The organism is Streptomyces tatrensis, from assembly GCF_049310065.1.
Classification (GTDB): Bacteria; Actinomycetota; Actinomycetes; order Streptomycetales; family Streptomycetaceae; genus Streptomyces.
Map to the genome: position 1 here is coordinate 2296153 of NZ_JBMDLB010000007.1, position 13665 is coordinate 2309817.

The 13665-nt window shown below is 73.0% G+C and carries 12 protein-coding genes; 3 read left to right on the forward strand and 9 right to left on the reverse strand.

Annotated elements, in window-relative coordinates; genetic code table 11:
- Positions 1–4 precede the first annotated feature (4 nt).
- The 6 genes from hflX to miaA form a co-directional block, all read right to left on the reverse strand.
- A complete protein-coding gene (hflX, locus tag ACODT5_RS13690; protein ID WP_385369508.1) occupies positions 5–1513 on the reverse strand; it encodes a GTPase HflX in 1509 nt (502 codons plus the stop codon).
- Positions 1514–1732: 219 nt separating this feature from the next.
- On the reverse strand, positions 1733–3181 hold the full coding sequence (locus ACODT5_RS13695; protein WP_422519437.1) for a M1 family metallopeptidase: 1449 nt from the start codon (positions 3179–3181) through the stop codon (positions 1733–1735).
- A 76-nt stretch (positions 3182–3257) separates the two neighbouring features.
- A complete protein-coding gene (locus ACODT5_RS13700; RefSeq protein ID WP_422519438.1) occupies positions 3258–5348 on the reverse strand; it encodes a RelA/SpoT family protein in 2091 nt (696 codons plus the stop codon).
- A 140-nt stretch (positions 5349–5488) separates the two neighbouring features.
- Positions 5489–6364, reverse strand: coding sequence for a diaminopimelate epimerase (dapF, locus tag ACODT5_RS13705; protein WP_422519439.1), 876 nt, complete (start codon positions 6362–6364; stop codon positions 5489–5491).
- 60 nt (positions 6365–6424) lie between these two features.
- On the reverse strand, positions 6425–6961 hold the full coding sequence (locus tag ACODT5_RS13710) for a hypothetical protein (RefSeq protein ID WP_422519650.1): 537 nt from the start codon (positions 6959–6961) through the stop codon (positions 6425–6427).
- Positions 6962–7093: 132 nt separating this feature from the next.
- Positions 7094–8032, reverse strand: a complete 939-nt coding sequence (miaA, locus tag ACODT5_RS13715; protein ID WP_422519440.1) for a tRNA (adenosine(37)-N6)-dimethylallyltransferase MiaA — start codon at positions 8030–8032, stop codon at positions 7094–7096.
- Positions 8033–8206: 174 nt separating this feature from the next.
- Between miaA and ACODT5_RS13720 the strand changes: the two genes are divergently transcribed.
- Positions 8207–8422, forward strand: coding sequence for a gliding motility protein (locus ACODT5_RS13720; protein WP_422519441.1), 216 nt, complete (start codon positions 8207–8209; stop codon positions 8420–8422).
- Positions 8423–8444: 22 nt separating this feature from the next.
- Positions 8445–8690, forward strand: coding sequence for an antitoxin (locus tag ACODT5_RS13725; protein WP_266881466.1), 246 nt, complete (start codon positions 8445–8447; stop codon positions 8688–8690).
- Positions 8691–8793: 103 nt separating this feature from the next.
- Here the strand turns inward: ACODT5_RS13725 and ACODT5_RS13730 are convergent, their stop codons facing one another.
- Positions 8794–9501: a class III extradiol dioxygenase subunit B-like domain-containing protein gene (locus ACODT5_RS13730; RefSeq protein WP_422519442.1), complete on the reverse strand. Its 708-nt coding sequence runs from the start codon at positions 9499–9501 to the stop codon at positions 8794–8796.
- Positions 9502–10015: 514 nt separating this feature from the next.
- Positions 10016–11533 carry a tRNA (N6-isopentenyl adenosine(37)-C2)-methylthiotransferase MiaB gene (gene miaB / locus ACODT5_RS13735; RefSeq protein WP_422519443.1) on the reverse strand — a complete coding sequence of 506 codons (1518 nt, stop codon included), beginning with the start codon at positions 11531–11533 and terminating at the stop codon, positions 10016–10018.
- A gap of 122 nt (positions 11534–11655) precedes the next feature.
- On the opposite strand from miaB, the gene ACODT5_RS13740 reads away from it, so the two are divergent.
- Positions 11656–12651 (forward strand): TAXI family TRAP transporter solute-binding subunit, encoded by a 996-nt coding sequence (locus ACODT5_RS13740; RefSeq protein ID WP_422519444.1) that lies wholly within the window; start codon positions 11656–11658, stop codon positions 12649–12651.
- A 21-nt stretch (positions 12652–12672) separates the two neighbouring features.
- Here ACODT5_RS13740 and ACODT5_RS13745 read toward each other — a convergent pair whose 3' ends face one another.
- Positions 12673–13590 (reverse strand): ROK family protein, encoded by a 918-nt coding sequence (locus ACODT5_RS13745; RefSeq protein WP_422519651.1) that lies wholly within the window; start codon positions 13588–13590, stop codon positions 12673–12675.
- Positions 13591–13665: the final 75 nt, after the last annotated feature.

Genomic DNA, 13665 nt, shown 5'->3' on the forward strand with positions numbered 1-13665 from the left:
GGCGTCAGTGCTTCGCGAGCACGTACGGAGCGAACTCCGCCGCCAGCTCCGCGTGCACCCGCGCCTTGAGGAGGGTGCCCTCCGCCGTGTGCTCCTCGGAGATCACCTCGCCCTCGGCGTGGGCCCGGGCGACCAGCCCGCCGCGCGTGTAGGGCACGACGGCCTCGATCTCGATCGCCGGCCGCGGCAGCTCGGCGTCGATGAGCGCGAGGAGTTCCTCGATGCCCTGACCCGTGCGCGCCGAGACGGCGATGGAGCGCTTCTCGATCCGCAGCAGGCGCTGGAGCACCAGCGGGTCGGCCGCGTCCGCCTTGTTGATCACCACGATCTCGGGCACCTTGACGGCGCCGACCTCGCGGATGACTTCGCGGACCGCCGCCAGCTGCTCCTCCGGCGCCGGGTGCGAGCCGTCCACGATGTGCAGGATGAGGTCGGAGTCGCCGACCTCCTCCATCGTGGAGCGGAACGCCTCGACGAGGTGGTGGGGCAGGTGCCGGACGAAGCCGACCGTGTCGGCCAGCGTGTAGATCCGGCCGGACGGGGTCTCGGCCCGGCGCACGGTCGGGTCGAGGGTGGCGAACAGCGAGTTCTCCACCAGGACGCCCGCGCCGGTGAGGCGGTTGAGCAGCGAGGACTTGCCGGCGTTGGTGTATCCGGCGATGGCGACCGAGGGCACCTTGTTGCGGCGCCGTTCCTGCCGCTTGATGTCGCGGCCGGTCTTCATCTCCGCGATCTCCCGGCGCATCTTCGCCATCTTCTCCCGGATCCGGCGCCGGTCGGTCTCGATCTTGGTCTCACCGGGGCCGCGGGTGGCCATGCCGCCACCGCCGCCGCCACCCATCTGCCGGGACAGCGAGGCACCCCAGCCGCGCAGTCGCGGCAGCATGTACTGCATCTGCGCGAGCGCGACCTGCGCCTTGCCCTCTCGGGACTTGGCGTGCTGGGCGAAGATGTCGAGGATGAGCGCGGTCCGGTCGACCACCTTCACCTTGACGACGTCTTCGAGGGCGATGAGCTGGCCGGGGCTGAGCTCACCGTCGCAGACGACGGTGTCGGCGCCGCTCTCCATCACGATGTCGCGCAGCTCGCGCGCCTTGCCGGAACCGATGAAGGTGGCCGGGTCGGGCTTGTCGCGGCGCTGGATCACTCCGTCGAGTACGAGCGCGCCCGCCGTCTCGGCGAGGGCGGCCAGCTCCGCGAGGGAGTTGTCCGCGTCCTGCACCGTGCCGGAGGTCCATACGCCGACGAGGACGACCCGCTCCAGGCGGAGCTGGCGGTACTCGACCTCGGTGACGTCTTCGAGCTCGGTGGAGAGACCGACCACGCGGCGCAGTGCCGCGCGCTCGGAGCGCTCGTACTGGGCGCCGTCCCGCTCGCCGTCGATCTCGTGGCTCCAGGCGACGTCCTCTTCCATCAGGGCGTCGGCCCGAAGGCTCTCGGTGAAGCTCTGCGGATCCGGCGCATCCTGTGCGTCGTCCCGCGCGTCCTGGGAAGGGGAAGAAGAGGAGGTCATTGGATCCTTACGTCGTTTTCGAATGCGTCCGCGTCAGGCGAAGCGGAGCCAAGGCCAAAGCTACTCCCGCGCGTGACATAACACTGTCACGTCCAACGTGTGACACTCCCCCGAGATTCCCCAGGAGATGCCCTGGAACTCCCCCGGAGATCCCCCGAAGATCACCGGAGCACCCCGCGGAACGGCCTCGTCGATGGTGGCATGCCCGCTCCACAGGCGTCACACGCTTTTCGCGGCGCTCCACTCCGGGTGCCCTGGCATCGCCGGCGTCTTCTTCCCGTACAGCCACGGCTTCAGGAACGCCCCCAGGTCCCGGCCCGCCTCCTGCGAGGCCAGTCGTACGAAGTCCTCCGTGCCGGCGACCCCGTCCCGGTGCTCCCCCACCCAGCGCCGCTCCACGCGGTCGAAGGCCTTGACCCCGATCTCCTGGCGCAGCGCGTACAGGATCAGCGCGGCGCCGTCGTAGACCGCGGGCCGGAACAGCCCGATCTTCTCGCCCGGGGCGGCCGGCTTCGGCGCGGCCGGGGGGCCGCCGGCCGCGCGCCACTGGTCGGAGCGCTGGTAGGCCTCGCGCATCCGCCGCTCCAGGGAGTACTTGCCGAGGCCGTCCGCGTACAGGGCTTCGTACCAGGTGGCGTGGCCCTCGTTGAGCCACAGGTCGGACCAGGTGCGCGGGCTCACGCTGTCGCCGAACCACTGGTGGGCCAGCTCGTGGACCATCACGGACTCGACGTACCACTCGGGGTAGCCGCCGCTGCCCGCGAAGAGCGCGCTCTCGAACAGCGACAGGGTCTGCGTCTCCAGCTCGAAGCCGGTACGGGCCTTCGCGATCAGCACCCCGTAGTTCTCGAAGGGGTAGCGGCCGACCCGTGCCTCCATCCACTCGATGTGTCCGGCGGTCTTCTTCAGCCAGGGCTCCAGCCGTTCCCGGTCCGCCGCGGGGACCACGTCGCGCAGCGGCAGCCCGTGCGGCCCGGTGCGGTGGACCACGGCCGAGTCGCCGATCGAGACCTGGGCGAGCTCGGTGGCCATCGGGTGCCGCGTCCGGTACGTCCACGTGGTCGCGGCGCCCGCCCGGCGGGCCGGCAGCGCGCCCGGCACACCGTTGGCCACGGCCGTCGTCCCGGCCGGCGCGCTCACCCGGAAGGTGAAGTACGCCTTGTCGGCGGGGTGGTCGTTGCACGGGAAGACCCGGTGCGCGGCGTCGGCCTGGTTCGCCATCGCCAGCCCGTCCTCGGTGACCACCCAGCCGCCGTCGCCGCGGCCGCGCGGGTCGCTCGTGTGCCGGACGGTGATGTGGAGGGGCAGGTCGGGCTCCACGGGCCGGGCCGGGGTCAGTACGAGGTCCTCGCCCACGCTCGCGAAGCCGGCGGGTTCCCCGTTGACCTCGGCGGAGGCCACTTTCCCGTGGGTGAAGTCGAGGTTGACGGTTTCGAGCCGCGCGAGGCTGCGCGCGTCGATGACGGTGACCGCGTCGAGGGGGGTGCTGTTGTCCTTGTAGGAGAAGGACAGGTCGTAGGCGAGGACGTCGTACCCGGGGTTGCCGAGCTCGGGGAAGAGCGGGTCGCCGATGCCGAGTGCCCGGGGCGGGGGCACGACGGCGGCGACGAGGGTGAGGGAGGCCGCGGCGAGCAGGGCGGCGCGCAGGCGCCGGGAGGTGAGCTGCATCCCCCACCGCTTATCAGCGCCCGCCACGCGCCTGCGAACGGCGCGCGACGGCTCCACCCGAAAGGGGTGGTACTCCTTACGCCCGGCTGACGTCGTAGACGCCGGGCACGTCCCGCATGGCCCGCATCAGGGCCGGGAGGCCCGTCGCGTCGGGCAGCTGCAAGGTGTAGCTGTGGCGGACCCGTTGCTCGACCGGCGGCTCCACCGTCGCGGAGACCACCTCGACCCCCTCGCGGGCGATGGCCTCGGTCAGATCGGCCAGCAGGTGCGGGCGGCCGAACGATTCGGCGAGCAGGGTGACCCGGCAGTCCGCGGTCGCCCGCCAGTGCACGGCGATGGGGGTCCGCCCCACGGCCCGCATCTGGGCCACCGTCGCGCAGTGGACCCGGTGCACGGTGACGGCCCCGCCGCGTACGACGAACCCCTCGACGGCGTCCGGCGGCACCGGGGTGCAGCACCCGGCGAGCCGCACGGTGGCGTCCGGCAGGTCGGCGACGGCGTTGCCCCCGCCGCTGCGGAGGCCGATCACCGACAGCGGCGGCCTGGGGGCGGCGTCGGCGGGCCGGACCCCGTCGGGGTGGGACTCCAGCCAGCTGCTGATGGCGATCCGGGCGGCCGGGGTCCTGGCGTGGTCCAGCCAGTCGGCGGCAGGCCCCGAGGAGGCGTCGTGCGCGAGCAGGAGCTGGACGGTGTCCCCGTCCGAGAGCCGGGAGGACAGGGAGGTCAGGCGCCCGTTGACCCGGGCGCCGATACAGCCGTGGGCCGCCTCGCCGTACTGCGCGTAGGCGGCGTCGATACAGCTGGCGCCGGCCGGCAGGCCCAGGGTGCCCCCGTCGGCGCGGAACACGGTGATCTCCCGGTCCTGGGCCAGCTCCGAGCGCAGGACGTCCCAGAAGGTGTCGGGGTCGGGAGCCGACTGCTGCCAGTCGAGCAGCCGCGACAGCCAGCCGGGCCGGGTCGGGTCGACCCGCTCCTCCTCGCAGTCGGCCGCCGCGATCTGGTCGGCGGCGGGCGGGGCCGTATAGGGGTTCCCGAGCGCCACCACGCCCGCCTCCGCGACCCGGTGCATCTGCCGGGTCCGCACGATGACCTCGGCGACGTACCCCTCGGGTGTCGCGAAGGCGGTGTGCAGGGACTGGTAGAGGTTGAACTTCGGGGAGGCGATGAAGTCCTTGAACTCCGAGATGACCGGGGTGAAGCAGGTGTGAAGCTCCCCCAGCACGGCATAGCAGTCCGCGTTCTCCCCCACGAGGACCAGCAGGCGGCCGAAGTCGGAGCCGCGCAGCTCCCCGCGCTTGAGGGAGATGCGGTGCACGGAGACGAAGTGCCGGGGCCGTACGACCACCTCGGCGGCGATGCCCGCGTCGCGCAGGACGGTCCGTACCGAGTCGGCGATGGCGGGCAGCGGGTCGCGCTCGCCCGCGTGGGCCGCGATGAGGGCGCGGGTGTGCTCGTACTCCTCCGGGTGCAGGATCGCGAAGACGAGGTCCTCCAGCTCGGTCTTCAGGGCCTGTACGCCGAGCCGCTCGGCGAGCGGGATGAGGACGTCGCGGGTGACCTTGGCGATGCGTGCCTGTTTCTCGGGCCGCATCACCCCGAGGGTGCGCATGTTGTGCAGCCGGTCGGCGAGCTTGATGGACATCACGCGGACGTCGTTGCCGGTGGCGACGAGCATCTTGCGGAAGGTCTCGGGCTCGGCGGCGGCGCCGTAGTCGATCTTCTCGACCTTGGTGACGCCGTCGACGATGAAGCAGACCTCGTCGCCGAACTCCTCGCGGACCTGATCGAGGGTCACGTCGGTGTCCTCGACGGTGTCGTGGAGGAGCGAGGCCGTCAACGTCGTTGTCTCGGCGCCCAGTTCGGCCAGGATGAGCGTGACGGCGAGCGGATGTGTGATGTACGGCTCACCGCTCTTGCGCATCTGGCCGCGGTGCGAGGTCTCGGCGAGCAGGTACGCGCGGCGCAGGAGCGACAGGTCCGCGTCGGGATGATGGGCGCGGTGCGCTTCGGCGACATGGCCGATGGCGTCCGGCAGCCGGTCCCGGGGCGTCGGACCGAGCAGCGCGGCGCGTCCGAGTCGTCGCAGGTCAAGCCTGGTCCTGCCACGTCTGCGAAGTTCAGGGAGCGCTTCGGGACGTGCTTCGGGGTTCGTGGCCTCTGCACTCATGGGCACCTCCGACGGCATCGACCGGCGGTGGTGGGCATGGGGTGAGCCCTCAGGGCCGGTGCCTGATGCTACCGACCCCACCACGTGGCGCAGTCCACCTCTCGCTCAGCGTGAAATGGATCACCCATTAGAGGGAAGCTTCAGGCGAAAGCCGTTTCGGTGAGCCAGGCGGGATCGAACTCGCCCTCGGCCACGATCACGGCGGGTCCGGTCATCTCGATCCGCCCGTCGGGGTGCTCGGTGATGACCAGCGTGCCGCCCGGCAGATCGACGGTGTACGTGACCGGCGCGCCGGTGACGGCCGGGTCGGCGCCGTCGCGGCGGATGGCGGCCACGGCGACCGCGCAGGCGCCGGTGCCGCAGGAGCGGGTCTCGCCGGAGCCGCGCTCGTGGACGCGCATGGCGACGTGCCGGGGGCCTCGGTCGACGACGAACTCGACGTTGACACCCGTCGGGTAGGCGGATGCCGGGCTGTACGGGGGCGGGTCCAGCAGCTTGCCGGCATCGTCCAGGCTGTCGACGAACGCCACCGCGTGCGGGTTGCCCATGTTGACGTTGCGCGCGGGCCAGGAGCGGTCCCCGACGGAGACGGTGACCTCGCCCTCGGGCAGCTCGGCGCGGCCCATGGAGACGGTCACGTCGCCGGTCTTGTCGAGGTGCACCCGCTTGACTCCGCCGCGGGTGGCGACGGCCAGGTCGCCGGGCTCCGCGTGCCCCGCGTGCTGGAGGTAGCGGGCGAAGACGCGGACGCCGTTGCCGCACATCTCGGCGATGGAGCCGTCGCTGTTGCGGTAGTCCATGAACCACTCGGCCTCGTCGGCCAGGTGCGCCGCCTCGGGGTGCGCGGCGGAGCGCACGACGTGCAGCACGCCGTCCGCGCCGATCCCGGCCCGCCGGTCGCACAGCCGCGCGACGGCGGAGGCCGTCAGCTCGATGGCGTTGTCCGGGTCCGGGACGATCACGAAGTCGTTCTCGGTGCCGTGGCCCTTGAGGAAGGAGAGGCTCGTCTGCGTCACCCGCCCATGGTACCGAGCCGGTGCCCGGCACAGCCGGGCCGCCCCGGGAGGTGACAGGCCCTAACGGAGCCGGGCCACCCGGTACACCGCGAGCGCTACGACACCCAGCGCGACCAGCGCGTACAGCAGGGCGAGGCGCCAGTCGGGCCGCTGCCCCGAGCCGCGGGCCGGGAGCCCCGGCAGGGCGTAGCCGACGCGGCGCGCGGCCATCAGGCCCCAGCCGCCCGCGCAGCAGCTGATGAGGAATCCGAGCATGGCGACGACCGCTCCGCCGTCGCCGAACTCGAAGGCCAGCGGGAAGGCGAACATCAGGGATCCGGCCGCGGCCAGCATGACGATGGGGGCGATCTGCCAGAGCCTCAGCCGGCGCTGCGGGCGCAGCTCCACCTCGAAGGCGGGGGCGGCGGCCGCCTCCGCCTCGGCGGAGTCGGGCGCGTCCGGGCCGTCGGGGGTCAGCCGCGCGGGATCCGCGGGCAGCCCGAGGCCGTCGGTGAGCCCGTCGGTGAGCCCGCCGCCATCGGCGAGGGCACTGTGAAGCATCGGGTCCGTTTCCCGTCGGGTCTCGTCCCGACCGGTGTCACGAGGGCCGGCCTCCATCGCCACGCGCCCTCCCCACTTGGACTTCGTACGCCGTCGTTCACCACCGGTGACGGCACCGGCGGAAGTTTGATGATGGCACGCCGTCAGGCCCGGGACGGGCGTGCGGGGCGTCCCGATGCCATCACGTGATCAGGCTGTGACCGCTCGTTCGACCAACGACTGCGCGAGTCCGGCGAGTTCTTCCCGGTCCTCGGCGGCCCCGCTGAGCCAGTGCACCCGCGGGTCCCGGCGGAACCACGAGTCCTGCCTGCGGGCGAACCGCTTGGTGGCGCGGACCGTCTCGGCGCGCGCCTCCTCCTGCGTGCACTCCCCGGCCAGGGCGGTCAGCACCTGCTGGTAGCCGAGCGCCCTGGAGGCGGTGATTCCGCCCCGCAGGCCGGCGGCCTCCAGCGTGCGGACCTCGTCCACCAGCCCTGCCTCCCACATCCGGTCCACGCGCAGCGCGATCCGCTCGTCGAGCTCGGGCCGGGCCACGTCCACGCCGATCTGGACCGTGTCGTAGACGGACTCGTGGCCGGGCAGGTTCGCGGTGAAGGGCCGTCCGGTGATCTCGATGACCTCCAGCGCCCGCACGATGCGGCGGCCGTTGCTGGGCAGGATCGCCTGCGCGGCGGCCGGGTCGGCGGCGGCGAGGCGGGCGTGCAGGGCGCCGGGGCCGCGCAGGGTGACCTCGGCCTCCAGCCGGGCCCGGACCTCGGGGTCGGTACCGGGGAACTCCATGGCGTCGAGCGCGCCGCGGACGTAGAGGCCGGAACCGCCGACGAGGACCGGCGTACGGCCCTGGGCGAGCAGCTTGTCGATCTCGGCGCGGGCGAGGCGCTGGTACTCGGCGACGCTCGCCGTCTCGGTGACGTCCCAGATGTCGAGGAGGTGGTGCGGGACCCCTCCGCGCTCCTCGGTCGTCAGTTTGGCGGTACCGATGTCCATCCCCCGGTACAGCTGCATCGAGTCCGCGTTGACGACTTCGCCGTCGAAATGACGGGCCAGGGCTACGCCCAGATCGGACTTTCCGGCCGCGGTGGGTCCTACGACGGCGATGACCCGCGGGGCGGGGGCTGCTTTCCTCACCGCACCAGTCTCGCAGCCCCCGGTCAAGGCCACGCCATGTACCCGATCGAGCTACGTGACGGGACCGGACCGGGGTCGTTGCCTTGGCGGGGTTCCGGCCGGTCGCGCGCCTGCAGTACGACGGCCCGTCCACGGCGGAACTTCACTCACACGAGTAACGTTATAGGAGTAGACATGGGCATTTTGGACCGGCTTCTCGGCCGTAAGACCCAGGCGACGACCGAAGAGGCCGTTTCCCCGGATCTGACGGCGGAGTCCGCGACGGCCGACGAGGCCGGGACCGAGCAGGCTGTGGCGGAGGAGAGCGCGGTGGAAGCCGTCGAGATCCCGAAGCAGCAGTCGGCGGAGGTCAGCGCGGACAGCGAGGCCGCAGAGGGTGCCCGTACGTAGCCTCGCTATTGGAAGGTGACCCATGGGCCTGCTGGACAATCTGAAGGCCAAGCTCGCGCCCGCCAAGGACAAGGTCGGCGACCTCGCTGCACAGCACGAGGGCAAGATCACCCAGAATCTGGAGAAGGTGGCCAAGGCCGTCGACTCCAAGACCAAGGGCAAGTACAGCGGCCAGATCTCTAGCGGCGCGGACAAGGCGAAGGACGCCCTGGGCAAGATCGCGCACAAGGACGCTCCCGGCGGGCCGACGCCGCCGGCCGCTTCCTGACGCGGTCCCGGAATCCCGGAAGGGGCGCGGCACCCTTGGGTGCCGCGCCCCTTTTCCGTTCCACCGGGTCGCCGTGCGGTCCTGCCACACCGCTGTACCGCGGCTAGGACCAGGCCGCGACGAAGTACCCGACCCCGTACGGGGCGTCCTCGTACAGCAGCCGCCCTTCGAGCCCGGCACCCTCGGCGGCGCCCGCGAGCACCTGCCAGGGGGCCCGGCCGGCGGCCTGGAGCTCGGCGGCGAGCCCCGGGGCGAGGGCGGCGAGTGCGGGCAGGTCGGCGGCGCCGAGAGCGCGGGCGGCTTCGGCGTCGAAGCCGGCGGCGCGCTCGTCGAGGTAGCCGGGGGCCTTGAGGGAGCGGCAGGCGCTGCCGTCACCCATGACGAGCAGGGCGACCCGGTCCTCGCGTGCGGCGAGCTCCCGGCCGGCCTCCAGACACCGCTCGGTGTCCAGCGGCCCGGCGACCCCGAACCCCTCCAGGGGCGCGGCGCCCCAGCCGGCCCGGCCGAGCAGCCAGGCCCCGACGGCGAGCGGCGTGGGCAGCAGGCGCGGGCCCTCCTCGCCCTCGCCCAGCCGTACGTCGGCCCCGGCGCCGAATCCCCGGAAGGTGCCGCGGGAGCCCTGGGGGTAGGGCCCGTGGTGGTCCTGGTCGCTGGCTCCGACCACGACGAGCAGATCGGGCCGGGAGGCGGCGAGCACGGACAGCGCGTCGGAACACGCGGTGCGGGCGTCGCCGAGTTCGGAGGCGGCTCCCGTGGCGAGCTCCGGCAGGAGCATCGGCGGGGCGGGGCAGACGGCGGCGGCTACGAGCATGATCCGCAGCGTAGCCGCCCCGCTCTGTCTTGACGCGCCCCTCGCACCACTCGGCCCTGGCGGGCCTCCTGGGCTTCGCGCCGCTGCGCCGGACTCCGTCCGGCGGTGGCCGGTCGGGGCTGCCGCCACCGCCGCATGGCACGGGGGCCGGTGGGCGGGTGCGGGTGGTCCGGCCCTGCGGGGCGAGGTCCCCTACCCGCCCTTCCACCGTTCCCCGGGCTGCGCCCGGACCCCCTGGGGCTCCGCCCCAGACCCCGCGCCTCAAACGCCGGCGAGGCTGGATGTATCCAGCCCGTCCGGCGTTTGAGGACCGGGTCCGGGCAGCGCCCGGGGAACGGGGGAAGGGCGGGTAGGGGACCTCAGCCCCGCAGGGCCAGCCCACCCGCACCCGCCCACCGGACGGCACGCCCGGACGGCGGTGGCGGGCACCCCGCCCGGCCACCGCCGGACGGAGTCCGGCGCAGCGGCGCGAAGCCGGTAAGGCCCGCCAGGGCCGCACCGCGCGAGCGGCGCGTTAGGAAGGGGTAGGGCTGGCGCAGCCCGACGTCGTGACCGGGAGGGGGGCCGGGACGCCCAGGGTCGGGATGCCGAGGAGGACGCCCTTCGGCTGCGCCGGAGCCTCGTTGCGCTTCTGCCAGGCATCGCCCGCACGGGTCCGGCGCACCGCCCCGGTCGGGCCCTCCGCGAGGAGGTGGTGCGGGGCCGCGTAGGTGATCTCCACGGTCACGACGTCACCGGGACGGACCTCGCCCTCCGGCTTCGTGAAGTGCACCAGGCGGTTGTCGGGGGCCCGCCCGGACAGCCGGTGCGTGGCGCCGTCCTTGCGGCCTTCGCCCTCCGCGACCATGACCTCCAGGGTCCGGCCGACCTGCTTCTTGTTCTCGTCCCAGGAGATCTCCTCCTGGAGGGCGACCAGGCGCATGTACCGCTCCTGGACGACCTCCTTGGGGATCTGCCCCTCCATGTCGGCGGCCGGGGTCCCGGGGCGCTTGGAGTACTGGAAGGTGAAGGCGTTCGCGAAGCGCGCCTCGCGCACCGCGTGCATGGTCTGCTGGAAGTCCTCCTCAGTCTCACCGGGGAAGCCCACGATGATGTCGGTGGAGATCGCGGCGTGCGGGATGGAGGCGCGGACCTTCTCGATGATGCCGAGGAAGCGGTCCTGGCGGTACGAGCGGCGCATGGCGCGCAGGATCGTGTCCGAACCCGACTGCATGGGCATGTGCAGCTGCGGCATGACGTTGGGGGTCTCCGCCATCGCCGCGATCACGTCGTCGGTGAAGTCGCGCGGGTGCGGGGAGGTGAAGCGGACCCGCTCGAGGCCCTCGATGGCTCCGCAGGCGCGCAGCAGTTTGGAGAAGGCCTCGCGGTCGCCCAGGTCGGAGCCGTAGGCGTTGACGTTCTGGCCGAGCAGGGTGATCTCGGAAACGCCCTCGGCGACCAGTGCCTCGACCTCGGCGAGGATGTCGCCGGGACGGCGGTCCTCCTCCTTGCCGCGCAGCGCCGGGACGATGCAGAAGGTGCAGGTGTTGTTACAGCCGACGGAGATCGAGACCCAGGCGGCGTACGCGGACTCGCGCCGGGTCGGGAGCGTGGAGGGGAAGGCCTCCAGCGACTCGGCGATCTCGATCTGCGCCTCTTCCTGGATGCGGGCGCGCTCCAGGAGGACGGGCAGCTTGCCGATGTTGTGCGTGCCGAAGACCACGTCGACCCAGGGGGCGCGGTCCACGATCGTGTCGCGGTCCTTCTGCGCGAGGCAGCCGCCGACGGCGATCTGCATGCCGGGGCGCTTGGTCTTCATCGGCGCGAGCCGCCCGAGGTTGCCGTAGAGCTTGTTGTCGGCGTTCTCGCGGACGGCGCAGGTGTTGAACACGACGACGTCGGCGTCGCCGTCGGAGCCCTGGGGCGCGCGAACGTACCCAGCGTCCTCCAGCAGGCCCGACAGCCGCTCGGAGTCGTGCACGTTCATCTGACAGCCGTACGTCCGGACCTCGTACGTTTTCACAACAGTCGCCTCGCCGCTCTCGGTACTCACCCAGCAAGGGTACGGGTCGGGCGTGGCGGCCCGGGCCGGGCGTGGGCCGGAGCGGGCCGAGCGGGGCCGGGCAGGCCGGGCGGGCCGTGACAGGACGGCGGGTCGGTGGCAGGATCGCGGCCATGCCTCTCGTACCGCCCCGGATCAGCAGGCGCCGTGCCCTGCGGGCCCTGGTGGCCGTACTGGCGGTGCTCTGCGCCCTCGTCTGGTGGCTGCGGCCCTTCGGCCGGCCGGAGGTCACGGGTGGGATCACCCTCAGCACCGGCGTCCAGAACGGGGTCTACCACCGCTACGGGTTGCTGCTGGAGCAGGCTCTCGCCGAGGACGTGCCTGAACTGCGGGTCCACCTCAAGCCCAGCGAGGGCTCGCAGCAGAACCTGCAGCGGGTGGCCGCGGGCCAGGCCGATTTCACGGTGGCCACGGCCGACGCGGTGGCCAAGTACCAGGTCGACCGGAAGCCCGGAGCGGAACGGCTGCGCGCCGTGGCCCGGCTCTACGACGACTACGTCCAGCTCGTGGTGCCCGCCGGTTCGCCCGTCCAGTCCACCCGGGACCTGCGGGGCAAGCGGGTCGCCGTCGGCCAGGACGGCTCGGGGGTGCGGCTGATCTCGGAGCGGATGCTCACGGCGGCGGGGCTGGACCCGGAGCGCGACGTCACCCCGGTGGCCATCGGCATCAACACCGTTCCGAAGGAGCTGGAGGCCGGCCGGATCGACGCCTTCTTCTGGTCGGGCGGACTGCCCACCTCCGCCGTGGAGGAGCTCTCGGAGCGGTTCGAGATCCGGCTCGTGCAGCTCGGCGACCTGGTGGAGGCGCTCCAGGCCAGCGGCAGCCCCGCACGGTACTACCGGGCGGCGGTGATGCCCCAGGACGCCTACGACCGCGCCCGCAACACCTCGGCGGTGTCCACCGTGGCGGTGCCGAACCTGCTGGTGACCCGGGAGGACGCGGGCGCCGAGCTGACGGAGCAGTTCACCCGCACGGTGATCGACAGCCGGGACAAGATCGGGCGCCAGGTGCACGCGGCCCAGCTCGTGGACCTGCGGACGGCGATCTACACCGATCCCCTGCAGCTGCACGACGGCGCGGCCCGCTACTACCGCTCGGTCAAGCCGTAGGGCCTGCCGGCCCGGCCGCCGTCACGACGACAGCAGCATCGTCGCTGCGGCCGCGGCTCCGATCAGGCCCGCGTGGGTGCCCAGCGCGGCCGGGACGACCTGGAGGTCCTTGACGAAGGACAGGGTCGCGTACGAGGCCAGGTGGGCCCGGACCGGCCCGAAGAGGATGTCGCCCGAGGCGGCGACCCCGCCTCCGATGACGGCGATGTCGGTCTCGACGAGGGTGGCGGTGGCCGCGATGGCCGCGGCCAGCGCCCGGCCCGCACGGTCGAAGGCGGCCAGCGCGACGGGATCGCCCGCGGCCGCCGCTGCGGCCACTCCGGCCGCGGTGGCGTCCCCGGCCGGGACCCATCCCCGGGCCAGGGCCCAGGCGGCGATGGCGGTGCCGGAGGCGAGGGACTCCACGCAGCCGCGGCCTCCGCAGGCGCAGGGCTCCCCGTCGAAGGCGACGCTGATGTGGCCGATGTGACCCGCGTTCCCGGTGGGGCCGGGGTGCAGCTGGTTGTTCAGGACGAGTCCGCCGCCCACGCCGGTGGAGACCACCATGCAGAGCGCGTTGGCGTGCCCGCGGGCGGCGCCCAGCCAGTGCTCGGCGGCGGTCATCGCCACCCCGTCGCCGGCCAGCACCGTCGGGATGCGCAGCCCGTGCCGCGCGAGTTCGGCGTCCACCCGGGCCTGCACGGGGAAGCCCCGCCAGGCGCCGATGTTGACCGGGCTGACCGTGCCTCGCGCGGTGTCCACCGGGCCCGCGCTGCCGATCCCGCACCGGACGGCCGAGCCCCAGAGCGGGGACTCGGCCAGTTCCGCGACGACCTCCGCGACGGCGGCGAACACCGTGTCCCCGTCGGCGCCGCGCGGGGTGGGCCGGCGGGTGGTGGCCGTCATGGCTCCGTCGGAGTCCACCAGCGCTCCGGCGATCTTCGTACCGCCGATGTCGATCGCGACCGTCGGGCCGGAGTCGGCCGGCGCACCGGCGCGGGGGGCGGGGAATGCGGAGGTGGGGGTGGGAGTGGT